The 22,376-nt window shown below is 61.9% G+C and carries 22 protein-coding genes; 17 read left to right on the top strand and 5 right to left on the bottom strand.

Going from position 1 to position 22,376, the window contains the following annotated elements:
- Nucleotides 1–158: 158 nt before the first annotated feature.
- The 7 genes from HB676_RS16240 to HB676_RS16210 all read left to right on the top strand — a co-directional run bounded on the left by HB676_RS16240 (nt 159) and on the right by HB676_RS16210 (nt 9,196).
- Nucleotides 159–2,321: a carboxypeptidase-like regulatory domain-containing protein gene (locus HB676_RS16240; RefSeq protein WP_213738838.1), complete on the top strand. Its 2,163-nt coding sequence runs from the start codon at nt 159–161 to the stop codon at nt 2,319–2,321.
- A gap of 559 nt (nt 2,322–2,880) precedes the next feature.
- Complete coding sequence (locus HB676_RS16235; RefSeq protein WP_213738837.1) at nt 2,881–4,206, top strand: Rieske 2Fe-2S domain-containing protein; 1,326 nt, start codon at nt 2,881–2,883, stop codon at nt 4,204–4,206.
- Nucleotides 4,207–4,279: 73 nt separating this feature from the next.
- Entirely contained in the window at nt 4,280–5,449 is a 1,170-nt protein-coding gene (locus HB676_RS16230) for an ABC transporter substrate-binding protein (protein ID WP_213738836.1), read from the top strand.
- Between the two features lie 19 nt (nt 5,450–5,468).
- Entirely contained in the window at nt 5,469–7,382 is a 1,914-nt protein-coding gene (locus tag HB676_RS16225; RefSeq protein WP_213738835.1) for an ABC transporter permease, read from the top strand.
- A complete protein-coding gene (locus tag HB676_RS16220; protein WP_213738834.1) occupies nt 7,382–8,188 on the top strand; it encodes an ABC transporter ATP-binding protein in 807 nt (268 codons plus the stop codon). The genes HB676_RS16225 and HB676_RS16220 overlap by 1 nt, the downstream gene beginning before the upstream one ends.
- Nucleotides 8,175–8,984 carry an ABC transporter ATP-binding protein gene (locus HB676_RS16215; RefSeq protein ID WP_213738833.1) on the top strand — a complete coding sequence of 270 codons (810 nt, stop codon included), beginning with the start codon at nt 8,175–8,177 and terminating at the stop codon, nt 8,982–8,984. Before HB676_RS16220 ends, HB676_RS16215 begins: the two co-directional genes overlap by 14 nt.
- A gap of 23 nt (nt 8,985–9,007) precedes the next feature.
- Nucleotides 9,008–9,196, top strand: a complete 189-nt coding sequence (locus tag HB676_RS16210) for a hypothetical protein (RefSeq protein ID WP_213738832.1) — start codon at nt 9,008–9,010, stop codon at nt 9,194–9,196.
- Between the two features lie 125 nt (nt 9,197–9,321).
- Here HB676_RS16210 and HB676_RS16205 read toward each other — a convergent pair whose 3' ends face one another.
- Together HB676_RS16205 and HB676_RS16200 are read right to left on the bottom strand one after the other, a co-directional pair.
- Entirely contained in the window at nt 9,322–10,500 is a 1,179-nt protein-coding gene (locus HB676_RS16205) for a Gfo/Idh/MocA family oxidoreductase (protein ID WP_213738831.1), read from the bottom strand.
- Between the two features lie 19 nt (nt 10,501–10,519).
- Nucleotides 10,520–11,488 carry a PDR/VanB family oxidoreductase gene (locus HB676_RS16200; RefSeq protein ID WP_213738830.1) on the bottom strand — a complete coding sequence of 323 codons (969 nt, stop codon included), beginning with the start codon at nt 11,486–11,488 and terminating at the stop codon, nt 10,520–10,522.
- Nucleotides 11,489–11,692: 204 nt separating this feature from the next.
- On the opposite strand from HB676_RS16200, the gene HB676_RS16195 reads away from it, so the two are divergent.
- The 5 genes from HB676_RS16195 (at nt 11,693) to HB676_RS16175 (ending at nt 17,152) form a co-directional block, all read left to right on the top strand.
- On the top strand, nt 11,693–12,229 hold the full coding sequence (locus HB676_RS16195; protein ID WP_213738829.1) for a MarR family transcriptional regulator: 537 nt from the start codon (nt 11,693–11,695) through the stop codon (nt 12,227–12,229).
- A 139-nt stretch (nt 12,230–12,368) separates the two neighbouring features.
- Nucleotides 12,369–13,214 carry a metal-dependent phosphohydrolase gene (locus tag HB676_RS16190; protein WP_213738828.1) on the top strand — a complete coding sequence of 282 codons (846 nt, stop codon included), beginning with the start codon at nt 12,369–12,371 and terminating at the stop codon, nt 13,212–13,214.
- Nucleotides 13,215–13,358: 144 nt separating this feature from the next.
- On the top strand, nt 13,359–14,204 hold the full coding sequence (locus HB676_RS16185) for a division plane positioning ATPase MipZ (protein WP_213738827.1): 846 nt from the start codon (nt 13,359–13,361) through the stop codon (nt 14,202–14,204).
- A gap of 182 nt (nt 14,205–14,386) precedes the next feature.
- Complete coding sequence (locus HB676_RS16180; protein ID WP_213738826.1) at nt 14,387–14,854, top strand: (2Fe-2S)-binding protein; 468 nt, start codon at nt 14,387–14,389, stop codon at nt 14,852–14,854.
- A gap of 12 nt (nt 14,855–14,866) precedes the next feature.
- A complete protein-coding gene (locus tag HB676_RS16175) occupies nt 14,867–17,152 on the top strand; it encodes a molybdopterin cofactor-binding domain-containing protein (RefSeq protein WP_213738825.1) in 2,286 nt (761 codons plus the stop codon).
- A gap of 152 nt (nt 17,153–17,304) precedes the next feature.
- On the opposite strand, the gene HB676_RS16170 is transcribed toward HB676_RS16175, so the two are convergent.
- Nucleotides 17,305–18,273 (bottom strand): zinc-binding dehydrogenase, encoded by a 969-nt coding sequence (locus HB676_RS16170; protein WP_213738824.1) that lies wholly within the window; start codon nt 18,271–18,273, stop codon nt 17,305–17,307.
- Between the two features lie 62 nt (nt 18,274–18,335).
- Here HB676_RS16170 and HB676_RS16165 point away from each other — a divergent pair, with 62 nt between their 5' ends.
- The 4 genes from HB676_RS16165 to HB676_RS16150 all read left to right on the top strand — a co-directional run bounded on the left by HB676_RS16165 (nt 18,336) and on the right by HB676_RS16150 (nt 19,975).
- Nucleotides 18,336–18,818 carry a MarR family winged helix-turn-helix transcriptional regulator gene (locus HB676_RS16165; protein ID WP_213738823.1) on the top strand — a complete coding sequence of 161 codons (483 nt, stop codon included), beginning with the start codon at nt 18,336–18,338 and terminating at the stop codon, nt 18,816–18,818.
- Between the two features lie 60 nt (nt 18,819–18,878).
- Nucleotides 18,879–19,145 (top strand): hypothetical protein, encoded by a 267-nt coding sequence (locus tag HB676_RS16160; RefSeq protein WP_213738822.1) that lies wholly within the window; start codon nt 18,879–18,881, stop codon nt 19,143–19,145.
- A 30-nt stretch (nt 19,146–19,175) separates the two neighbouring features.
- Complete coding sequence (locus HB676_RS16155; protein ID WP_213738821.1) at nt 19,176–19,316, top strand: hypothetical protein; 141 nt, start codon at nt 19,176–19,178, stop codon at nt 19,314–19,316.
- 359 nt (nt 19,317–19,675) lie between these two features.
- Entirely contained in the window at nt 19,676–19,975 is a 300-nt protein-coding gene (locus tag HB676_RS16150; protein WP_213738820.1) for a hypothetical protein, read from the top strand.
- 131 nt (nt 19,976–20,106) lie between these two features.
- Here the strand turns inward: HB676_RS16150 and HB676_RS16145 are convergent, their stop codons facing one another.
- Both HB676_RS16145 and HB676_RS16140 read right to left on the bottom strand, forming a co-directional pair.
- Nucleotides 20,107–20,430, bottom strand: coding sequence for a hypothetical protein (locus tag HB676_RS16145; protein WP_213738819.1), 324 nt, complete (start codon nt 20,428–20,430; stop codon nt 20,107–20,109).
- A gap of 44 nt (nt 20,431–20,474) precedes the next feature.
- Nucleotides 20,475–21,863, bottom strand: a complete 1,389-nt coding sequence (locus HB676_RS16140) for a TolC family outer membrane protein (protein WP_213738818.1) — start codon at nt 21,861–21,863, stop codon at nt 20,475–20,477.
- Nucleotides 21,864–22,165: 302 nt separating this feature from the next.
- Here HB676_RS16140 and HB676_RS16135 point away from each other — a divergent pair, with 302 nt between their 5' ends.
- Complete coding sequence (locus HB676_RS16135; RefSeq protein ID WP_213738817.1) at nt 22,166–22,357, top strand: hypothetical protein; 192 nt, start codon at nt 22,166–22,168, stop codon at nt 22,355–22,357.
- Nucleotides 22,358–22,376 lie beyond the last annotated feature (19 nt).

The following is a 22,376-nucleotide window of genomic DNA, read 5'->3' as shown; positions in this document are numbered from 1 at the left end:
CCCCGAAAGTGACGTTCAATGGTCGCCCGGACTAACGCTAACTCGAAGAAAACTGGGTCAGTAGCCGGTGGCTCGGGACCGTTACTTGTCGCAAGCATTGCAGACAGGGGCGGGAGCCAGAAGAGCCGTCAGCCTCGACATAACCCCTGGGGAAAAAAATGAATCTGAAACAGATCGCCGCGGTGTGGCTTGGAATGAGCGCGTTGCTGCCGGCGAGCGCCGCGTGGGCGGCCACGGTCGACGTCTCGTCGCACGACATCGGCGGCCAGGTGATCGGCAACAACGGCCCCGAAGCCGGTGTCTGGGCGATCGCGGAGACCAAGGATCTTCCGACCAAATACGCCAAGGTGGTCGTGACCGACGATCAGGGACGCTTTGTCATTCCCGATCTTCCGGATGCGAATTACAAGGTCTGGGTGCGCGGCTACGGCCTGCAGGACACCGTCCAACAGGAATCGCGCCCCGGCAAGGTGCTCGACTTCAAGGCGGTCCCGGCCGCTACCGCCGCCGCGGCCGCGCAGCTTTATCCCGCGATGTACTGGTATTCGCTGCTCGAGATTCCCGGCGCCAACGAGTTTCCCGGCACCGGCGACAAGGGCAATAAAATGCCCGACACCATGAAGTCGCAGGCGCAGTGGGTCGATACCGTCAAGAACATGTGCCAGTCGTGCCATTCGATCGGCTCGCGCGGCATCCGCGAAATCCCCAAGACGTTCATGGAGAACACGGATTCGCACACCGCCTGGGCGCTGCGCACCCAGGCCGGTCAGGCCCAGGAATATATGGCGATCGTGCTCGGCAGCATGGGACCGGAAAAGGTCTATGACCTGTTCTCGAAATGGACCGACAAGATCGCCGAGGGCGCGCTGCCGTTCGACAAGCCGGATCGGCCGAAGGGCATCGAGCGCAATGTCGTTTTCACCATGTGGGATTGGGCCTCGCCGACGCATTACCAGCACGACGCGATCTCGACCGACAAGCGCAACCCGACCGTCAATGCCAATGGCCTGATCTACGGTTCGCCGGAGGAAAGCACCGACCTCATTCCGACGCTCGATCCGGTCAAGCACATCGCCTCGACCATCACGGAGCCCTATCTCGATCCGAAAACCCCGTCTTCCGAGGAAGCCCCGCGCGGTCCGTCGGCCTATTGGGGCGATGACGCGATCTGGGACGGTCACACCAGCATCCATAACGTGATGATGGACGGTGCCGGCAAGCTCTGGTTCACCGCGCGGCTGCGGCCGTTGGCGAATCCCGACTATTGCAAGGAGGGATCGAACCTTGCCTCGGCGAAAGTCTCGCCGCAGGCAACGTCGATGCGTCAACTCTCGACCTACGATCCCGCGACCGGCAAATGGGACCTGATCAACACCTGCTTCACGTCGCATCATCTTTATTTCGCGCATGACGCCAACGAAACGCTGTGGATGAGCGCCGGCGGTCCCGGCCTCGGCGGCGGCATCGTCGGATGGCTCAACACCAAGCAGTTCCGCGAGACCAAGGACGGCGTCGCGTCGCAGGGCTGGACGCCGCTGGTGATCGACACCAATGGCAACGGCAAGCGCGACGCGTTTGTCGGTGCGAAAGATCCGGTCGATCCGGCCAAAGACAAGCGCATCATGGCTTCGTTCTACGGCATCATGCCGAGCCCGGTGGACGACTCGGTCTGGGGGCAGGCGATGGACCGCGGCTTCTCGCGCGTCGATCAGCCCGGCTACATCGTGCGCGTGATGCCGGGCTCCGACCCGACCAACACCGCATTGGTGGAAGCCTATCAGCCGCCGGAAGGCACCTTCGGCCCGCGCGGCCTCGATATCGGCCTCGACGGTTTGGTCTGGACCGTGCTCTCGAGCGGCCATCTCGCGAGCTTCGATCGCACGCTGTGCAAGGGACCGCTCAACGGTCCGACCACGGCTGACGGCAAGCAGTGCCCGGAAGGTTGGAAGGTCTACCGGCTGCCCGGTCCGCAGTTCAAGGGACTGGATCCCAAGGGCAGCGCCAACCATGCCTATTACGTCTGGGTCGATCGCTACAACATCCTCGGCCTCGGCGCCAACGTGCCGATCGCCGAGACCAATGGCGCGGAATCCCTGACCGCTTTGGTGAAGGGCGAGTTCGTCAATCTGCGCATGCCCTATCCGCAGGGCTTCTTTACGAAGAATGTCGACGGTCGTATCGACGATGCGAATGCGGGCTGGAAAGGCCGCGGCATCTGGACCACGTCCGGCACCCGCGCCAATTTCCACAGTGAAGGCGGCAAGGAAGCCTATCCGAAAGTCTTCAAGGTGCAGATGCGGCCCGATCCGCTCGCGCACTGATTTTATAATCTAGAGCATGATGAGATTGAGTTAGTAGACACGACAGAAGTCAGCTCCCTCTCCCGCTTGCGGGGGAGGGTTGGGGTGGGGGTGCTGCGCAGATGCTGGTGTGGAGGATAGACTTCCCCCACCCGCCGCGCTCTGCGAGCGCGTCGACCTCCCCCGCAAGCGGGAGAGGTGAAGCAAAAATCCGCACTCTAGTCTTACAATCTCCGGCTTCTCTACCTTTCCCGCTTCGCACCCTGGTGCGGAGCGGGATTTTTCGTTGCGGCGGGCCGCGGCTGCTCGCGCCCGGGAACGGCGCGCGCAGATTTCGCGGCCCCGCTGGCGTATGCGGCCATCAAAAATAGCCAAGAAACCAACATTTTAGCACCTGCGCCGGCTGTTCCCTGCGCGCGGCTCTGCGTCGCATATCAGCCGACGGGCCCGGCAGCGGCAGCCTCTGGACGGGGCAGGGCGCGGAAGTTATATTACTTAGGAGACTAAGGGTTTTTGGAGGAAGGCTTTCGGGTTGCGCCACGCCGGTGACGCGATCTCGTTTCGCAGGAGGAGACCGAGCATGCTGTCCGCACCAGAAAACGAATTGCTGTGCCGCGTCGAAGGTGAAGCGCCGATGGGTCGGTTGATGCGGCGTCATTGGGTGCCGGCGATAATGTCCGAACAGCTCGCGCCGGATGGCGCGCCGGTGCGGGTGCAGTTGTTCGGCGAGAAGCTGGTGGCGTTCCGCGATAGCAACGGCAAGACCGGACTGCTCGGCGAATCCTGTCCGCACCGCAAGGCGTCGCTGGCGTTCGGGCGCAATGAAGAATGCGGGCTGCGCTGTCTCTATCACGGCTGGAAGTTCGACACCGACGGCAATGTCGTCGACATGCCGTCGGAACCGAAGGCCAGCGCATTGCCCGAAAAGGCAAAGCATTTGTCATATCCCACGCGCGAGAGCGGCGGATTCGTCTGGACCTATATGGGGCCGCTGGAGGCGATACCGGAATTCGAGGCGCCGCCCTGGGCGCCGCATGACGCGACCCGGATTTCGATCGCGAAGATCGAGCTGCCCTGCAACTGGGCGCAGATCATGGAAGGCCAGATCGATTCGGCGCATTCATCCACGCTGCATTCGTCCGACATGCGGCCGGCCAAGGGCGAAGCGACTTCAAAGGGTGAATACTGGGTGCGTCCCTCGACCGACAAGAACCCGCGCATCCAGGTCCAATTGACCAATTACGGCATGCGCTATGCCGCGATCCGGCGTCCGATCACCAATGCGAGCACGCATGATTACGTGCGCATCACCACATTCGTCGCGCCGTTTTTCGCGCTGATCGCTCCGGTCAATTCCTACAATCTGACCACCGTGATCGTGCCGCGCAGCGACTCCTCCAGCTACTTCCACTTCATCGCCTGGGCGGACGCCGATCAGCCGGGCATCGATACCGACGCCTGGCGAAAGTTCTGCTATCTGGTGGTCGGCGTGGATGTCGATGATCATTTCCGGCCGATCAAGCGTCACGCCCATAATAACTATCTGCAGGACCGTGCGCTGATGGCGGACGGCACCAGCTTCCCCGGCGTTCCCGGCATTCCCAACCAGGACATCATGATGTGGGAATCGATGGGGCCGATCGCAGATCGCACCCAGGAGCGCCTCGGCGCCAGCGACATTGCGATCGTGCAGTTCCGCCGCTCGATGCTCGATGCAGTCAGGGTGTTCCAGGAAGAGGGCCGCGTGATCGGCCAGGTCGAGCCGCATATTCCGCAGGTCAAATTGCGCTCCTATCAGGGCGTGGTTGAAAAATCGGTGCCATGGCGCACCCTTGGCGCTTCGGACGAGGAGGTGCAGGTTCTCGCCGGCATCGAAGATGATGAAATGGAAGGCGCGGCGGCATAGCGCGCGCGCCCAAAAAATACTAAACACAAAAAAAGGCACATAAAAAGCCGCGACCAAAATCTTGGGAGGATGAATGCGCGTCCGTATCGTTCTTGTAATTGCTGCGCTGCTGCAAGGCGTGACGTTGGCCAGCGCGGCCGACACGCAGGATATCAACGTGATCCTGCCGCTCACGGGCGGCGGTGCGTTCCTCGGCAAGGCCGAACAGCAGGCGCTGCAGCAGTATGAGAAAGTGGTGAATGCCAGCGGCGGCATTCACGGCAAGCCGCTCAAATTCGTTTTCAACGACGACCAGAGCAGCCCCCAGGTGGGGGTTCAGCTTGCAAACCAGGTCAAGGCCTCACATCCGCCGGTCATTCTGGGTTCGGGTTTGGTCGCGCTGTGCAATGCGATGGCGCCTCTGATGAAGGAAGGCCCGCTGCTGTATTGTTTCTCGCCCGGCATCACCGTGAACGGCGGCAGCTTCGTCTTCAGTTCGAGCATTTCGACCAAGGAACTGGCGGCGGCGCTGCTTCGATATTTCGGCCGCAAGGGATGGAAGAAAGTCGCGCTGATCACCTCGACCGATGCCTCGGGACAGGACGCCTACCGGAATTTCAAATCGCTGTTCGGCAGCGAAAGCCACAAGGATGTGGAGCTGGTTGCCGAAGCGCAGTTGAACCCGACCGATGTCAGCGCCTCCGCGCAGATCCAGCGCTTGAAGAGCGCCAATCCCGACGTGCTGGTGGCGTGGTCGACCGGCGGCCCGGTCGGCACCATATTCAAGGCGATCCACGACGCAGGCCTCGAATTGCCGATCGCGACCACCAACGGCAACCAGACCTATGCGCAGATGTCGCAATATGCCGCGTTTCTCCCCAAGGAGCTCTATATCCCGGCAGCGGATTGGCAGAAATCGTCGCGTCCGGTTGCGGCCAGCGACGCCTCGGCTGCGAAGGATGCTTTCTTCAAGGGATTCGAAGGCACCGACATCAAGCCGGATGGCCCTTCAACCTATGCCTGGGATCCCGCCTCGCTCGTCGTTGAAGGGCTGCGCAAGCTTAAGCCGGACGCCACCGCCGAGGATCTGCGAGCTTACTTTCGCGACCTCAAGGGCGTCGCCGGCATCAACGGCTATTATGATTTCCAGGCGGTGCCCAATCGCGGTCTCGACGAAAAGAACGTCGTGGTCACGCGCTGGGATCCGGCAGCACAGACCTGGGTTGTCGTGAGTGATCCGCTCGGTATCCCCCGTGCAGAGTGATCGGACAGGGTAACCGCACGTGCTCGAGTTCCTACAGATCTGCATCGGTGGGCTGGTGGTCGGCAGCACCTATGCCGTGATCGCGCTCGGCTTCTCGCTGGTCTATCGCGTGACCGGCGCAATCAACCTGTCGCAGGGCGGCTTTGCCATTATCGCGGCGATGATCGGCTACACGCTGGGCGTGGCTTGGGGCTGGCCGCTGTGGGTGGCAATTCCTTCTGCCGTCGCGGTCACGGTCGGAATCGGAATGGCGCTGGGTGCTTTTACCTTCGTGCCCGCGCTCGACCGGTTGTCCAACGCCAATGTGCTGATGCTGACGGCCGGCATCCTCACCATGATCGAGGGTTTCACGCTGGTGGTGTGGGGCAGCCAGCCCTATGCAATGCCGCCATTTTCGGGCGAGGCGCCGCTGGTATTCGGTCCGCTCCGGGTGCCGACGCAGGCGTTCTGGGTGATCGGCGCCACCGGTGTCTGCATCGCGGCGCTATGGCTGTTGATCGCGAAAACCAAACTCGGCACGGGGCTTCGTGCTTGCGCCGAAAACCCCGGCGCCGCCAGCCTGATGGGCATCGACGTGCCGCGGATGACGCTGCTGAGTTTCGGGCTCGCCACTTTAATTGCCGCGATCGCCGGCGTCACGGTGGCGCCGACGACGTCGCTGCAATTCGACACAGGTCGCTTGTTCACGATTTCGGGTTTCGTGGCGGCCGCGATCGGCGGCATCGCATCGTTTCCGGGCGCTGTCATCGGCGGGCTTTTTCTCGGCTTGGTGACGCAATTGGCGACGGCCTATATCTCCTCGCTGTTCTCGACCGCGATTTCGCTTTTGATTCTACTGGCTGTGCTGATCTGGCGTCCGTCCGGCTTTGTTCAGGCGCGGGTCGGAAAACGTCAGGACACCCGCGACGAGGCCAAGGCGACGGGACATGTCGCGCGGCTGCCGTCGAATTTGGCGTGGCCGGCGGCTGCCCTCGCCGTGGCGGCGGCGCTGCTGATTCCATTTGTCGTGACCGACAACGGCATCCTCAGCGGATTAGTGATCGCGGGCATCCTGTTCATGACGCTGATGGGGCTCGACGTTCTCATGGGCTATGCCGGACAGGTCAGCCTGGGTCAGGCCGGCTTCATGGCGATCGGCGGCTACACCTCGGGCTATCTGTCGATCAACACCGAAACCGCGCCGTGGCTGGCGATCCTCGCCGGTATCTTCGTCTCGCTGGCCTGCGGGCTGGTGCTGTCCGTCGTGACGCTGCGGCTGCGCGGCCTTTATCTGGCGCTGGCGACGCTGGCGTTCGGGCTTTTGGTGGATTCCTGCGCGGTCGGATTTCTCGATATCACCGGCGGTCCCTCGGGGCTGGTCGGCATTCCCGCGTTTTCCGTCGCCGGCATTGAGTTCGCGACGCCGCGCGCGATGTATTACGTGGTGCTCGCGCTGGATCTGGTGATCTTTATCGGATTGACGGGCGCGCTGCGCTCAAGCTTCGGCCGCGCGCTCAAGGCGATCCGCTCCGATCAGATGGCGGCGGCCGCGCTCGGCATCAACACGGTCCGCTACAAGCTGGCGGCCTTCATGATCAGCGTGACGCTGGCTTCGTTGGCCGGCAGCATGTACGCGTTCTTCTTCAATTTCCTGTCGCCGGAAATGGTCGGCACCGGGCGTTCGCTCGAACTGGTTGCGATGCTGATCATCGGCGGCGAAAGCACGCTGCTCGGCGGCCTGTTCGGCGCGTCGCTGCTGACGCTGCTGCCGACCATGTTTCAGCCGCTGGCGATCTACAAGACCTTCGCGTCGGGCGCGCTATTGGTCGCGAGTTTCCTGTATCTGCCGCAAGGGCTTTACGGGGCGGTGGTCCAGATCGCGATCCGGCTCTCACGGCCCAAAACCAATACCGAGGCCAAAACCGCCGCCAAAACTTCCGCGCGGGTGCTGTGATGAGCGCCCAGCCGGAGATGTCGGTCGCCGTGAATGCCGTACTCAGCGTTAACAATCTCAGCAAGAGTTTTGGCGGCCTGAGGGCGACCAACGACGTGACGTTCGACGTCGCGCCGCATCAGGTCACCGCGATGATCGGTCCCAACGGCGCCGGCAAAACCACCGTCTTCAACCTGATTACCAATCTGCTGTCCAAGGATCGCGGCCAGGTGCTGTTCCTGGGGCGCGATCTGGCGGGATTGTCCGCGGTGAAGATCGCGGATATGGGGCTGATCCGCACGTTCCAGTCGGCGCGGGTTTTTCCCGGCATGACCGCGATCGAAAACGTGATGGTGGGCTGCCATCGCCTCGCGCTGCATTCCGGCGCCAGCCAGACGCTGTGGCTTTCCTCGGCGAGAAGCGAAGAGCGCCGCATGCTGCGCCGCGCCGAGGAGATGCTGGAACTGGTTGGCCTCGCGCCATTCAAGGATACCCACGCCACTGAGTTGCCGATGGGTGCGCAAAAGCTGCTCGAAGTCGTGCGCGCGCTGATGGCGCAACCAAAACTGCTGTGTCTGGATGAACCGGCCGCGGGTTTGAACGACACCGAGACGCAGGAACTGGCCAGTCTGTTGCGCGCGATCCGCACGCTCGGCATTCCCGTGCTGATCGTCGAGCACAACATGTCGCTGGTGATGAATGTCGCCGATCAGGTCGTCGTGATCGATTCCGGCGCGATCATCGCCAAGGGAACGCCTGCGGAAATCCAAGGCAATAAGCAGGTGATCGAAGCCTATTTAGGACGCGAGAACCATGCCGCTTCTTGAGCTCAGGGCAGTTTCGGTTGGATACGGCCGCAATCGCGTGCTGCAGAACGTCAATCTGACGCTGGAGCGCGGCGAGATCGTCACGCTGCTCGGCGCCAATGGCGCGGGCAAATCAACCCTGGCGAAATCGATTTCTGGGCTGATGCCTGCCGAGGCCGGGGCTATTTTGCTCGAAGGCGAGCCGATCGAAACGCTGCCTCCGGCCGAGCGTCTGCGCCGCGGCATCGCGCATGTGCCCGAGGGCCGGCAGATCTTTGCGGGCATGACGGTGGCGGAGAATCTGGCGCTGGGTGCCTACGCCTCGCCGGACGCTGACAAGTCCGAGCGGCTTGAATTCGTCTGGGCGCTGTTTCCGATCCTGCGCGATCGCATGCAGGATCTCGCCGGCAATTTCTCCGGCGGGCAACAGCAGATGCTGGCGATCGCCCGGGGCTTGATGTCGAGGCCGAAGATCCTGCTGCTCGATGAGCCCTCGCTGGGTGTCGCACCGCTGCTGGTCGCTGAAATATTCCGACTGATCGTGAGCTTGCGCGCGCAAGGCATTACGATTTTGCTGGCCGAACAGAATGCGCGCCAGGCGCTGTCGATCGCCGATCGCGGCTATGTGTTCGAAAACGGCCGGATCACGCTTTCAGGAGCGTCAAAGGATCTCCTGAATTCGCCCGACGTGGCCGAGCGATATCTCGGCATGGGCAGCGCCACCGAAGTGTCGGGTGCTGCGAGTGCCGCGCTCGCGGGCAGACTGCGTGGCGTGCTGTTTCCCGACGCTGCACCCGCCGGCGGCGCCTCAACTTAGAACCGAGCAGACAGGATCTGACAATGGCCGTCATCCGGATAGAGCCCAAAAAAGATTCGCGAGATGGTCTCTATTATCTGGAGATTTTTCATCCGGCCGAGGCCGCCCAGCCGTTCGTAACCACCGAGCCGCGCTACAAGACCGCCGCCGCCGCCGAAAACGACCTCATCGCGATCATCGCTTCCCGCGCGAGCAATTCGTCAGGGCGTTAGCGGCACGTCAGGTGCTGCCATCCTTCGAGACGCATCGCTTCGCGATGCTCCTCAGGATGAGGACCCCAGACCCTCATGGTGAGGAGCGCGTCTTCGCGCGTCTCGAACCATGAGAGCCCCAGCCCTCACACCTGATGCTTCAGCTCAATCTCGCGCCGGCCTTCCGCCGATGCCAGAATGGCGAGGCAAATCTCCAGCGTCGCCAGTCCCCATTCGCCGGAATGCAGCGGCGGCTTGTTCAAGATCGCGGCATCATAAAGCTCATCGACCACCTCGGCGCGCGGAATGGTCGGGGCTGCGAGTTCTTCGACATGGCGCGCATCGTCGCCATAGACCATGACTGCCCTCGGCATCGGCCGCAAATCAGCCCGCTCGCAGCTTGCGACCACCAGTCCGAAATGATTATGGGAAATATCGCCACCAAGACGAAAGGCGTCGCTGCCTGTGAGGCCGTAGGCGCGGCGGTTTTTCATCTCGATCTCTTGCGCGACGGTCGTCGCCTGCCGCAGCGCCTGCCGGGCGCGGCCGTAGGAAGCCTCAGCATCGCGCTGCTGGCCGAGTTCGCCCGACCATCCGTTGAATTCGTCGGTGTCGAAATGCGCGTAGCCGCTATAGGTCAATGACGCAAAGCAGCCATTGTCGAAATTGATCTGGGCGTTGTAGGCGCCCTCGCTGGGGCGCTTGGGGTCCCAGCGTCCGGTGAAAGCGCGCACGGAGGTCGCCTTGGCGCCGGCCAATAGCCTGACAATGTCGACCTGATGGGCGGCCTGGCTGAACACCACGCCGCCGCCGGCCTTGGTGTCGAGTTCTTCCGGACGGCGCGGCCGGTACATGAAATCGGTGAAATTCAGCGCATTGATCATGCAGACGCGGCCATAGTCGCCGCTGCGGATCATTTCGCTGGTGCGCAAATATGGAAGGTCGAAGCTGTGGCTGTGACCGACCAATAGCTTGATCCCGGCGGCCTTGGCGGCCGCGATCATTTCCAGGCAATCATCTGTCGTCAGCGCCATCGGCTTTTCGACCAGCACATGCTTGCCGTGCGCGGCGGCGAGCTTGACGTGCTCGACATGGAACTGATGCGGGGAGGCGACATAGACCGCCTGCACGGCAGGGTCGGCGCAGAGCGCTTCCGCATCCGCATAGACCTTGGCGCCGAATTCCTCAGCAAAGCGCTCGCGCGCATCTGGTCGGGGATCGCTGGCCGCCACCATCCTGATGCGCGGATGCGCCGCGAAAGTCGGCAGCATCAGGGTGAAGGCGCGCCCTAAGCCGATGACGCCAAGTCTGAGTGGTTCGTCCATGATGAATGGCCTTCTTGATTTAAATGTCGAGCGTCAGCGCCGGCGATTTCGCGCGCGACACGCAGATCATGATTTCGCTTTTCTTTTCCTTGTACGACAGCACGAGATCGCGATGGTCGGGCTCGCCTGCGGTGAAGCGGGTGCGGCAGGTGCCGCAGGTGCCGCTTTCGCAGGAGCTGGCCAGCACATGGCCGTTCCTGCGCAGCGTATCGAGAATGGAAACCCCGGCCGCGACCTCGAAACGCTGACCGCTTCGCGCCAGTTGGACCTCGAACGCCGTGTCGTCGGCATGCGGGGCGGAGGCTCCGACGAAATCCTCGAAGTGCACCGCCGAATCCGGCCAGTGGCCGGTCATGTCGCGCACGGCGTCCATCAGGCCGCGCGGACCGCAGCAATACAGATGCGCGCCGCGCTGGTGTTCCAGCACAGGCCACAAATCATAGGCCTGATCGGGATCGCCATTGTCGTGATGCAGGATGACTTTTCCGGCGAACTCGGGAGCGCTGAATTCCTCGCGAAAGGCCATCATGGCTGGCGTGCGGGTGAAATAATAGAGTTTGAAATTCGCTCTGCCGTGATGGAGGCAGTGCAGGATCATCGCCCGGATCGGCGTAATGCCGATGCCGCCGGCGATAAAGACAAAACTCTTTGGCTCCGATGCCGACATTTCGAATTCATTGGCCGGGAGCTCGACGCTGATCCGGTCGCCTTCGCCGACGTCCCGCGTGAAACTCAGCGAGCCGCCCCGACCCGACGCCTCCCGCTTGATCGCGATGGCATAGTAATCGCGCTCGCGGGGGTCGTTGCACAGCGAATAGCGGCGCTTCTGGCCGGACGGGACGGTCACGGTGATATGCGAACCCGGCGTAAAAGCCGGTAGATCGGCGCCATCCGGGTGCTGCAACTCGAACAGGAACACGTCGGCGGCGATTTCGCACTTGCGTCGGACCGTCAGCACCATCGCGGGGGCTTCGGGACCGGAATTCATGGCGTCCTCATGGCAGCGATCCGATTAATACTTAGTTAGCTAAGTAATAGCACAGTTCGCACGGCCTGTGAAAGTGGTTCGTTTTGTGGAAGCCGCGGTTGCGGCGCGGCAAATCGAGAGCAGGCGGTCGCACCGGTTGAAGCCGTTTGCCTGCCGCGGCCGAATATGCAATCACCGATGTCGTGCGAACCATGAGGGGCGGCATTGACCACCAAAAAGCCAGCGAAATCCCGCAAGGTATTACGGCCGGACGAGATCGCCATCGAGGACGCGGATTTTCCGTTCGCCGACAGTGTCGGCTATCAGGTCCGCCGCACGCATCGGGCGCTGCAGCGCTTTCTGCAATTGAAGATCGAGCCGCACGGCGTCACGCTGGGCATGTGGTATTTCCTCCGCGCGCTATGGCATGAGGACGGGCTGAACCAGCGCGAGCTGTCCCGGCGGGTCGGCACCATGGAGCCGACCACGCTCAGCGCCATCCTGAACATGGAAAAGAAGGGCTTTGTCCGGCGGGTGCAGAACAAGGTCGACCGCCGCAAGCTGCATGTCCATCTCACCCCGAAAGGGCGTGCGCTGAAAGCCAAGCTGATCCCGCTGGCCCGGGAGGTCGTTGCGACCGCGGTGCAAAGCCTGTCGCGCAAGGAAATCAAGCAAATGCTGGATGGGCTGGTCGAGGTCCAGAAGAACCTGCACGCGACCGTCTCCCAGCTCGACGAGATCAATTCAAAGATCGTCGAGTAGCGCTGTTCGCGGATTCTTCGCTTTCCGGCTCGATCGGCTGGCCGGTCGCAACGCCACCTGTAACATTCCTGTCACGCCGCCGCGCCATTCTCCGGGTCGTTGCCGCAAAGCCTCTGAGGCTTGGATCAGGATTCCCGTGATGATCACCGTGCCGGAACTTGCCGCCGATGCGTTAGGCGACTTTCTCGGGAATTACATGCGGCGGCGGTATGGTTCTTCGCAGAACCACCTCGTCGAAATGGTGCCGTCGATCGCGCGCATCGCGCTCGAATGTATCGGCAACAGCGACGCGCTGTATCATAATGTCGAACACACCATGCTGGTGACGATGGCGGGGCACGATATCCTGCGCGGCCGCGCGCTGCACAATCACATGCCGGCCGAAGACTATGCCCACATCATCATCGCCTGCCTGACCCACGATATCGGGTACGTCCGCGGGCTTTTCCGGGGCGACAATCAGGACGGCTATGTGGTGGACGCTGATGGACGCAAGGCCGCGTTGCCGCGCGGATCTTCCGACGCCGCGATGCTGCCCTATCATGTCGACCGCTCGAAGATGTATGTCATGGAGCGGCTGCACGGCATCGAGATTCTGGACAAGGAACGCATCGCGCGGGCTGTCGAAGGCACGCGATTTCCGAGCACGCTGCCCAGCGCGGATGAGGAATGCGACGATGAGGCGTCGCTGTTGCGTGCGGCGGATCTGATCGGGCAGCTCGGCGATCCCCATTATATCCGCAAGGCCAACGCGCTGTTTCACGAGTTTGAAGAAGCGGGGCTCAACCGTCAGCTCGGCTACTCTTCGCCGGCCGATCTCGTCAATCTCTATCCCCAGTTCTACTGGAATCTGGTGGCGCCCCATGTGCAGACCGCCATTCGCTATCTCAATGTGACGTCCAACGGACGGCAGTGGATTGCCAATCTCTACAGCAATGTTTTTCGCGCGGAACGGGATATTTACCTCTCCGGGCCGCAGAAGTGATGTTGATCACGAATATTGTTCTCCGCCGGATATGATCGGCGCGCGGTGGATACAGGGCTCGCGTAACTTGCGATAAATGCGAGAATCAGGGCTGATTAGCGGATCAAATCCATTTGCGACGCTTCACGTGAATCTCGAGGGCACATGTCATCCACCCGCGTGATTGTTGTGGCCAACGAAAAGGGCGGGTCGGGCAAATCGACCGTCGCGATGCACCTTGCCATCGCCCTGATCAAGTCGGGTGAGCGCGTCGCCACCATCGACCTCGATGCCAGGCAAAAAAGCCTCACGCATTTCATCGAGAACCGGCGTGCCTGGGCCCGGCAGATCGATCGCGATCTTGAAACGCCTGAGCATTTCAGCTTCGGCAAATTGCACCATCCCTCCGCGCAGGACGAGACCGCCGGATGCAATGCGCTCACCGACGCCATCGATGCGCTGGGGCGCCGCTGCGGTGTCATCGTCATCGATACGCCCGGTCACGACAATTATTTGATGCGGCGGGCGCATGCGCTGGCCAATATCCTGATCACGCCGCTGAACGACAGTTTTGTCGATCTCGATGTCCTGGGCACCGTCGATCCCAAGACCTTCGAGGTCACCGGGACCAGTCATTATGCGCAGATGGTGCAGGTAACGCGCCGCCAGCGTCATCCCGATCAGGGATCGCTGGCGTGGATCGTGTTGCGTAACCGGTTGTCGACGCTCAGTTCGCGCAACCATGTTGTCGTCGGCAAGGGCTTGCAGGAGCTTTCACGCTGGCTTGATTTTCGCTGCGTCGAAGGCCTGGCCGAGCGGATGATCTTCCGCGAGCTTTATCCGCGCGGGCTGACTGCCGTGGACGATATCGACGACATCACGCTCGGAACCCGCCCGACCATGTCGCATGTCACCGCGCGGCTCGAAATGCAGAACCTGCTCGGCTGCATTCTGTTGGGCGATGCGCGATCGAACGCCGCGCCGGCGACGTACAGCCAGGCGATGGTATAGGCAGCGCCTCCAGCCCCGAATACCGGCTCGGCATCATCGATTTTATTCCCGGGCCATTCCCAAGCGCCGTTTCCGGGGCTAGGCTCCCCTCCGCAAGCGTCTGATAACGGCGCGGTCGCGGATCACCGCGACGGGACGGCAGGACGTAATCCGCCGTACCCCAACTAAGGGAGCTGCTCGCGATGAACCAACCCTTCAAGCTTAGTGTCAACGGCCAGAGCCATACGGTCGAAGCCGATCCGGACATGCCGTTGCTGTATGCGCTGCGCAACGATCTCGGCCTCAACAATCCCCATTTCGGCTGTGGCCTCGCGCAATGCGGCGCCTGCACCGTGCATGTCGACGGCCAGCCGACGCGTTCCTGTGTGACGCCGATGTCTGCCGTCGGCAAATCGGAAGTCACGACGTTGGCCGGTCTTGGTACACCCGAGAAGCCGCACCCGCTGCAGACCGCCTATGTCGAGGAGCAGGTGCTGCAATGCGGCTACTGTATCAACGGCTGGCTGATGACCGCCGCAGCGTTCCTGCGCGACAACAAGAAGCCGACCGAAGCCCAGATCAAGGAAGCGCTCTCCGGCCTGAAGTGCCGCTGCGGCACCCACATCAGTATCCTCAAGGCGGTCAAGCGTGCCGCCGAGATGATGGGCTGAGGGGGGCACGCCATGACAAAATTCGAAAAGCCCACTTCGCTCACCCGCCGTTCGGTTCTGCTTGGCAGCGGCGCGCTTGTCGTGTCGATCGGCGCCGGCGTAACGCTGGAAACCGTGCTGTCGATCGGCGAGGCCTTTGCGCAAGGCACCAAGCCGCCGCTGACCCCGGATCAATTGTCCTCCTACATCGCCGTCAATGCCGACGGCCGGGTCGCCGCTTATTTTGGCAAGATGGACATGGGTCACGGCCTGCACGTCGCGATCGCGCAGATCGTGGCGGAAGAGCTTGATGTGCCCTTCAAGGCCGTCAAGGTCTTCATGGCCGATACCGCGACCTCCGTGAACCAGGGCGGCGCGTCAGGCTCGACGGGCATTCAGCTCGGTGGCAAACAGTTGCGCGTGGCGGCGGCGGAAGCGCGGCGCGTGCTGGTCGAGATGGCGGCCGGCGCGCTGTCGGTTCCGGCCGACAAGCTCACAGTCAATGACGGCGTCGTCAGCGCGACTGACGACAAGACCAAGAGCATTTCCTATGCGCAGTTGATCGGCGGGCAGTATTTCAACGTCCAGCTCGACTGGAACAAGCAATACGGCAACGCGCTCTATGCGCCCGGCAAGGCGCAACCGAAGAAGCCAAGCGAGCACAAGGTCGTCGGCCAGCCGATCAAGCGCGAAGACATCGCGCCGAAAGTGTTCTGCCAGGAAGACTTCGTCACCGACGTCAAAGTGCCCGGCATGATGCATGGCCGGATGATCCGGCCGGCGGTCGCAGGCTCGGTGCCGGTGAAGGTCGACGAGAGTTCGATCAAGGATATTCCGGGCGCCAGAGTGGTCTGGAAGAACGGCTTCCTCGGAGTGGTGGCCGACAAGGAATGGGATGCGATCCAGGCGACCGAAAAGCTGAAGGTCGAATGGTCGGCGCAGGAGCCGCCATTCCCGGCACAGGCGTCGCTGCACGATCACATCCGCAAGGCGCCGGTGCGCAAGCGCATGGTGGAAGTGCAGAACGGCGATGTCGATGCGGCGTTCAAGAGCGCGGCCCGGATTATCGAGGCCGAATATGAATGGCCGTTCCAGTCGCATGCCAGCATGGGGCCGGCCTGTTCGCTGGTCGAAATCAAGGACGGCAAGGCGACCTGCTGGAGCGGCACGCAAAAGTCCCATTTCGTGCAGGAAGGCATCGCCACGCTGCTGCAGATGCCGCTCGAGTCGGTGCATGTGATCTTCAAATCCGGCCCGGGCTCCTATGGCCGCAACGATGCGGATGATTGCGCGATGGATGCCGCGATGCTGGCCCAATCGGTCGGCCGTCCGGTACGTCTGCAATATATGCGGGATCAAGGCACAGGCTGGGATCCGAAGGGCCCGGCCTCGGTTCACAGCGCCAAGTGCGGTCTCAATGCGGCCGGAGAGGTGATCGCCTACGAGTTCACCAGCAAGGCGTTCTCGCGGGTCGACGTCGATACCAATGGTGGCAAGCCGTATGATACGCTGACCGGGCAGACGCTCGGTGTGGCGCTAAAATCCGGCGACGGGTTTGGCGTGCCGGCGGAATCCTATGCGGTCGCCAACAAGCGAATGGCGTGGGAAACCATTCCGCCGCTGCTCGACCGTGCATCGCCGCTGCGCAGTTCGCATTTGCGCGACCCTGTCGGGCCGCAAATCCACTTCGCCAGCGAATCCTTCATCGATGAAGTCGCCTCGGCGGTGAATGCCGATCCGATCGAGTTTCGCCTGCGCTATGTCAAGGATCCGCGCGACATCGCCGTGATCAAGGCGGCGGCGGAAAAGGCAAAATGGGAAACGCGGGCGTCGCCGCGTCATGACCAGACGGGTCCCAAAGTATCCGGCCGCGGCATCGCCTACGCCCAGCGCAACGGCACCCGCGTCGCCGTGATCGCCGAGGTCGATGTCGACAGATCAACCGGCAAGATCGCGGCGCGCAAGTTTACGGTGGCGCATGATTGCGGGCAGATCATCAATCCCGACGGGCTGGTGAAATGCGTCGAGGGCAACATCGTGCAGGGCGTCAGCCGCGCGCTGTGGGAGGAAGTGACCTTCGACCGCAACACCGTGACCAGCGTGGACTGGATCACCTATCCGATCCTCGACATCACGGAGACGCCGGGGCAGGTCGATGTGGTGCTGCTCAACTATCCGGACATCGCGCCTTCCGGCGCCGGCGAACCCTCGATCCGTCCGGTGGCCGCCGCGATTGCCAATGCGATCTTCGACGCTACCGGCGTGCGGATCAGGCGGGTGCCGTTCTCGCCGGAGCGGGTCAAGGCGGCGTTTTCGTAGATCAGACAATGCTGGTCCGCGTCGCGTTTGGCGCGGACCGCTTTCTCCTTAGTTGGACTCAAAAATAAAGCCGATAGAATTAGGGCTTTCCAGCTAAGCCCGGCCATGACGAAAAGCGATGCTGGATGCATTTTTAAGTCAGACTCTAAGTATCAGGCCTTCTGCGAATCCACAGTGAAGACCGTGCGCCTGGTGCTGTCGTCCTTTGGCCATGCCTGCTCCACGTCTGACAGCGGCACGGGCGTCGTCGCAATTTGAAAACCGGCGGGTCCGGTTGCTCGAAGAAGCTGATCAATGACATCGAGAAAGCGATCGACGGGAACGCTTCCGATGCCGCTTCCCATCAACTCGATCGCGGATGATCGCAGCACCGCGCCCGGCAGCGCGATATCCGAACCGCTGATGGCACCGACCTGAACGAAGCGGATCGGGACCGCATCTGCTCCAGCCTTCGCGGCGGCGATCAGAAGGCGTTCGGCGCTGCGGCCCCAGAGATAGTCGATCACGACATCCACACCGCCGGCGAATTGCTCCTTGAAGGCTTCTTCGAGTGCGGCGTCATCTTCGACAAGCGGGATCGTCACGTCGGCACCGAGTGCGGCGACCGATTTCAGCGCGTCGGCATTGCGCGCGGTGGCAATCACTTTCTTCGCACCCAGATGTCTGGCGATCTGAACGGCGAGGCGGCCTGAGCTGCCGGTGGCGCCGTTGATCAGCACGGTTTCGCCGCGCTTGAGCCTGGCGCGTTCCGTATAAGCCGCCCAGGATGACATGCCGGGATTGGCAATCGCTGCGGCTGTCACATCGTCCAGTTCATCAGGCACCGCCACGCACTGCGACGAAGACACGATCGTTCGCTCGGCCATGCTGCCGTGAGGCGCGTGCGGCAGAACGAAATAGACCCGGCGGCCGTCATCGAGTTTTCCGACGCCGTCGATGCCGATCACGAAGGGGAACTGTCCCGAAGCGCTGTAATGCGCGCCGGAGGCGCGGCCCTTGACGACATGGCTGATCGCGGCGGCCGTTACGTTGACGCGGTTCTCGCCGGTGGACGGCAGCGGTTCGGCAAAGTCTGCATAAACGGGCGTTTGGCCTGCTTGGCGAACGATGGCGGCCTTCATGGCGATATTCCTTTCGGATCTCCGATGTATGTGTATAATGCACATATATCGGAGATCGCGAGATGCCGTCAAGAAAGAATGTGCAAAATACACATATTGGTGATCAACTCCGCCAGCTTCATGGCGCATTGCTCGACATTCTCAGCGTCATGAATCAGCCGCAGCGTGACGAGGCGCTGATCAAGGAGGCCGGAATTCCGCTCGACCGGGCGCTGTTTCCCCTGCTGGTTGTCGTTGAGCGGTTTGGTCCCATTGGCATCGTCGAATTGGCTGATCGGGTGGGGCGGGATTACACGACCGTCAGCCGGCAGGTCGCCAGGCTCGAAAGCCTTGATCTGGTGGAACGGCAGGGAAGCGCCGCCGACCGGCGGGTGCGCGAGGCACTCGTCACGTCGAAGGGCAAGGCGATGACGATGCTGGTCGACGCGGCGCGCGAGAGAATAGGCCGCAGCGTCTTCGCGACGTGGGACACCAACGAAATCGACGAACTCGTGCGTCTGATGCGAAAATTTGCCGATGCGGTGTCACAGCCCATTGGTTCTTGAACCTTATCGCCACCGTGACCGACTTAACCACTGGTGCAAACCGGAACGGTTGCGAGTTGAATGGGCGATCCCCTGGCTCCTGACTATTTCGACCGGCAGGGGAGCTATGCCCTCCTGTCGATCGTGGTTGGTACGACCCTGGCTTTGGGCCTGATTTATCTCCTCTATGTCATGGGCGGCTTTGGTTCACCTGCAATCACGAATTTCAGGGATCAATGCCGCCAGCGCGAACTGCAGGCGACGGCCCATCTTGCCGTCAGGCCCGACTACGATCAGGTCATGCTCAAATGCGAGCGTGAATTGCGGGAATTGCTCCGCCGCCGATAATGTGTCGGAGAGACGACATGGGAGGCAATGATGCGCGTGACGGATAGCGTCCACGAGATCGGCGGCGTTCTGCAACAGGCCGATACGCGTTTCGGTGAAATGCTTGAAAGCCATGTTTCGAAAGCCAGGGTTCCTGGCCCGGAACTGACGATAGGAGGGCCCCAACTCTGAACATGCTTTCCGCCGGTGCCGTCGATCGAAGCACTCCCTCAATCGGTGTCCCGGTAGCGCCGCCGCGCGGCGGCCGGCGGGGTCAGCGGCTGAAACCTTTTCAAAGACTCCGCCGTAACACTATTCATGACGAGAATTTCATGCGGCAACATGCGGTCTCCCGTATGAATCCGGTGGCGGTTAACGTTATCAGGGCGGTATATCCGCTCGCTGGCGCGCCCCTTGGGGAGCGGAAATTTACTCAAAACAGCAACGATGCTTTCTAATCTGCCGGGATGGTGCCACAACTCGAACCTGGGCCGCTGTTGCGGTAATCTGCTTGAATTTCGCGAAACCAGGAATTTCGCAAAAGAGGCTTTATGCGTACGGCGTTGATTATTATTGGTCTGTGGCTGCTGCTGAACGTGCTGTTTGTCGTGGCCGTGATGCCGCCGCGCAAGCCGCGGAAGCACGGCTCGCCGGGCGCTCCGGATGGCACGCTCGCGCCCGCGACGATCGACAAGGAAGCGCATCCGTTCGAAGCCGAGGAGGAAAAGACCTCGCTCGGCCTCATCATCATGTCGGTCGGGATGGGCGCCTTTTTCGTGCTGGTGCCCCCGATCGCCGAGGCCTTCGACGCCATCAAACGCTTCTTCAACAAGAAGCCGCCGGTCGTTTGATCGGCTTGTGACCCGTATGAGCGGGGACGCTAGAGCCTTATCGGTTCTGATTGAATCAGAACCGGGCTCTAATCTTTTGTTTTGACGCGTTTTCTTCACGCGAACCGGTATCCACTTCGCTCGAAAACGCTCTAATTTTCCGGCGATTTGTGCACATCGATGCTGTGCTTGATGAAGCCCACGACCAGAGTGAGGCAAGCACCCGCAGCTATTCCGGTGAGTGCCTGCAGCATGAAATTCTCGGGCGGTCGCAGTTCATTCAGGCTGCCATTGGCCGTGACCACCGTGGCGGCCAGCGATTGCAGGAAATAGCCGCTGAAGGCGCCGGCGATCAGGCCGGTGAGGGTGTGGCCGAAAAATCCGAAGCTGTGTTCCCTGGCGAGGGTCGCCGCAAAATGCGCGCCGAGAATGCCGGTTATGATCTGAATCACCAGATTGCTTGTCGTCCAGATCATCTCCCACCCCCCTGTTGATTTTCTGGATCGGCCTTTTGTTTTATTCAGTGCCCATCGGGCGTCTGCACGCCGTACCATTTATCGCGCACCTGGTGATAATGCACGCTCGGGTCATAGGCTGATGTCGCAAGATGAAGCACCTGCGGTGACAACCGGCCGACCGCGCTCAGCACCGCATAGGAAGCGACCACGCGGTCGTGCTGCGCGGTCACCAGCGCGACGCGGGCATTGACCAGCGCCTGCTGGGCATTGAGCACGTCGAGCGTGATGCGTTGTCCGGCCCGGGCCTCGTCGCGTACGCCATTGAGCGCCACCTCGGATGCGGTCACCTGCGCCTGCGCCGACTCCACCTGCGCCTTGCCTGCCACCAATTGCCCCCAGGCGGTAACGACGTTGGCGCGGGTCTGGTCGCGAACCACATCGAGATTATAGCGCTGCTGCGCCAATGTCTCCTCCGACTGGCGGATCAGCGAATATTCGGCGCCGCCCTGATAGACCGGGACATTCAGTTGCGCGGTCGCCGCGGCGCCGAAGGTCCGGTAAATCACGAGCTGCTGTTCATAGGATTGCTGCGCGGCGGCCTGCAACGTGACGGTCGGCAGCAACGCGCCCTCGGCGATCTTGATCTGCAAATAGTTGACGTCGATGCCGAACGTCGCCGCCGTCACGTTCGGATTTTGCACCAGACCGAGCGTGACCGCGGCGGGTAGCGTCGCGGGCAGGAAGCGATCGATAGGCGAGCCCGGCGCGAGCTGCTTCGGTTCTTCGCCGATGATGCGGCGGTAATTCGAGGCTGTTGTCGTCAGATTGGCTTCGGCGGTCAGTTGTTGCGTCTTGCCGGCCGCGAGCTGCGCCTCGGCCTCGGCCACATCGGTGCGCGTCAGCTCGCCGAATTGATAGCGGGCGCGGGTTGTCACCAGCGTCTCTTCGAGCACTTTGGTGTTGTTGCGCTGAACCTCGACGATCGCGGCGTCGCGCAGATAATCCATGTAGATGGTCGCGGCCGACAGCAGCACGCTCTGTTCGAGCAGCCGCAGCGCCTCGCGCGCGCCGGAGACCTGGCCCTCGGCGGCGCGGGTCTTGTTGGCGGTTTGACCGCCATTGTAGAGCGTCTGCGTGACCGTGACGCCGGCGCTGCGCGGTGGCTCGACGCCATGGAATTCGCCGCCGAAAAATGGCGAGGCCCCGTACGAGTCGGTGTATTGAACGCCGGCACTGGCGGTGAGTGCGGCCTGGGGGCGGTAGCCCGCCAGCGCCTGCGGTACGTTTTCGTCGATCGAGCGGACCTGCGCGCGCTGTGCGTTGAGTTGCGGATTGCCCTGATAGGCGCGCACCAGAGCGGCCTCGATCGTCTCGGCCAGCGCAGGCGCCGGGCCCGCGAAAGCCATCAGCAAAACCGTCGCCGCAACCGCGTGAAAACGTCTCACACCCATGAACGCGCCGTCTATGTGCACCGCTCAGCGGCAGTGCACCCTGTCAGATAAAGCCCGAAGATAATCCCCGCGAAGACGCTAACCGTGCTGTTGCTCCAAATCAATAGCGACTAGCGGATCATCAGCCGGGGCAAGGGGTTGCATGGCGGGAACAAATGAAATGCCACTGCATTGTCTGAACACTGATTGATCAAATGGAGGTTACCATGACTTTCGGAAAAGGCGTGTTGCTTTGGCTGATTGGAATCCCGCTGCCGATCATTCTCCTGCTCGCTGTGTTCATGCACCATTGAGGGCAATCCATGGTGCTTCGCGACGACGTCGATATTTCAAGGGTTAATTGGGCCAATCAGGCGCGGCTGACGCGTCGTTATGCCGAAAGCCTGCCGCACGGCTGGCGGCGAAATGCCGAGATAGACCGGGCGTTGGCGTGCGAAGCGATCGCCCACAGCCGCGATTTGTTGCTGCATGTTGCTGGAAGCGGAGCGGCTTGATTGTAAGTTTGTGTTCCCG

The organism is Bradyrhizobium sp. dw_411, from assembly GCF_018449695.1.
GTDB lineage: Bacteria > Pseudomonadota > Alphaproteobacteria > Rhizobiales > Xanthobacteraceae > Bradyrhizobium.
This window is presented reverse-complemented; position numbering and strand designations above follow the sequence as displayed.

Coding starts and splice junctions, on each gene's coding strand:
- HB676_RS16150 (WP_213738820.1), top strand. CDS start 19,676: ATGCGTACGGCGTTGATTATTATTGGTCTGTGGCTGCTGCTGAACGTG.
- HB676_RS16170 (WP_213738824.1), bottom strand. CDS start 18,273: ATGAAGGCCGCCATCGTTCGCCAAGCAGGCCAAACGCCCGTTTATGCA.
- HB676_RS16185 (WP_213738827.1), top strand. CDS start 13,359: ATGTCATCCACCCGCGTGATTGTTGTGGCCAACGAAAAGGGCGGGTCG.
- HB676_RS16235 (WP_213738837.1), top strand. CDS start 2,881: ATGCTGTCCGCACCAGAAAACGAATTGCTGTGCCGCGTCGAAGGTGAA.
- HB676_RS16145 (WP_213738819.1), bottom strand. CDS start 20,430: ATGATCTGGACGACAAGCAATCTGGTGATTCAGATCATAACCGGCATT.
- HB676_RS16180 (WP_213738826.1), top strand. CDS start 14,387: ATGAACCAACCCTTCAAGCTTAGTGTCAACGGCCAGAGCCATACGGTC.
- HB676_RS16165 (WP_213738823.1), top strand. CDS start 18,336: ATGCCGTCAAGAAAGAATGTGCAAAATACACATATTGGTGATCAACTC.
- HB676_RS16175 (WP_213738825.1), top strand. CDS start 14,867: ATGACAAAATTCGAAAAGCCCACTTCGCTCACCCGCCGTTCGGTTCTG.
- HB676_RS16210 (WP_213738832.1), top strand. CDS start 9,008: ATGGCCGTCATCCGGATAGAGCCCAAAAAAGATTCGCGAGATGGTCTC.
- HB676_RS16135 (WP_213738817.1), top strand. CDS start 22,166: ATGGTGCTTCGCGACGACGTCGATATTTCAAGGGTTAATTGGGCCAAT.
- HB676_RS16240 (WP_213738838.1), top strand. CDS start 159: ATGAATCTGAAACAGATCGCCGCGGTGTGGCTTGGAATGAGCGCGTTG.
- HB676_RS16140 (WP_213738818.1), bottom strand. CDS start 21,863: ATGGGTGTGAGACGTTTTCACGCGGTTGCGGCGACGGTTTTGCTGATG.
- HB676_RS16205 (WP_213738831.1), bottom strand. CDS start 10,500: ATGGACGAACCACTCAGACTTGGCGTCATCGGCTTAGGGCGCGCCTTC.
- HB676_RS16230 (WP_213738836.1), top strand. CDS start 4,280: ATGCGCGTCCGTATCGTTCTTGTAATTGCTGCGCTGCTGCAAGGCGTG.
- HB676_RS16220 (WP_213738834.1), top strand. CDS start 7,382: ATGAGCGCCCAGCCGGAGATGTCGGTCGCCGTGAATGCCGTACTCAGC.
- HB676_RS16200 (WP_213738830.1), bottom strand. CDS start 11,488: ATGAATTCCGGTCCCGAAGCCCCCGCGATGGTGCTGACGGTCCGACGC.
- HB676_RS16160 (WP_213738822.1), top strand. CDS start 18,879: ATGGGCGATCCCCTGGCTCCTGACTATTTCGACCGGCAGGGGAGCTAT.
- HB676_RS16215 (WP_213738833.1), top strand. CDS start 8,175: ATGCCGCTTCTTGAGCTCAGGGCAGTTTCGGTTGGATACGGCCGCAAT.
- HB676_RS16190 (WP_213738828.1), top strand. CDS start 12,369: ATGATCACCGTGCCGGAACTTGCCGCCGATGCGTTAGGCGACTTTCTC.
- HB676_RS16155 (WP_213738821.1), top strand. CDS start 19,176: ATGCGCGTGACGGATAGCGTCCACGAGATCGGCGGCGTTCTGCAACAG.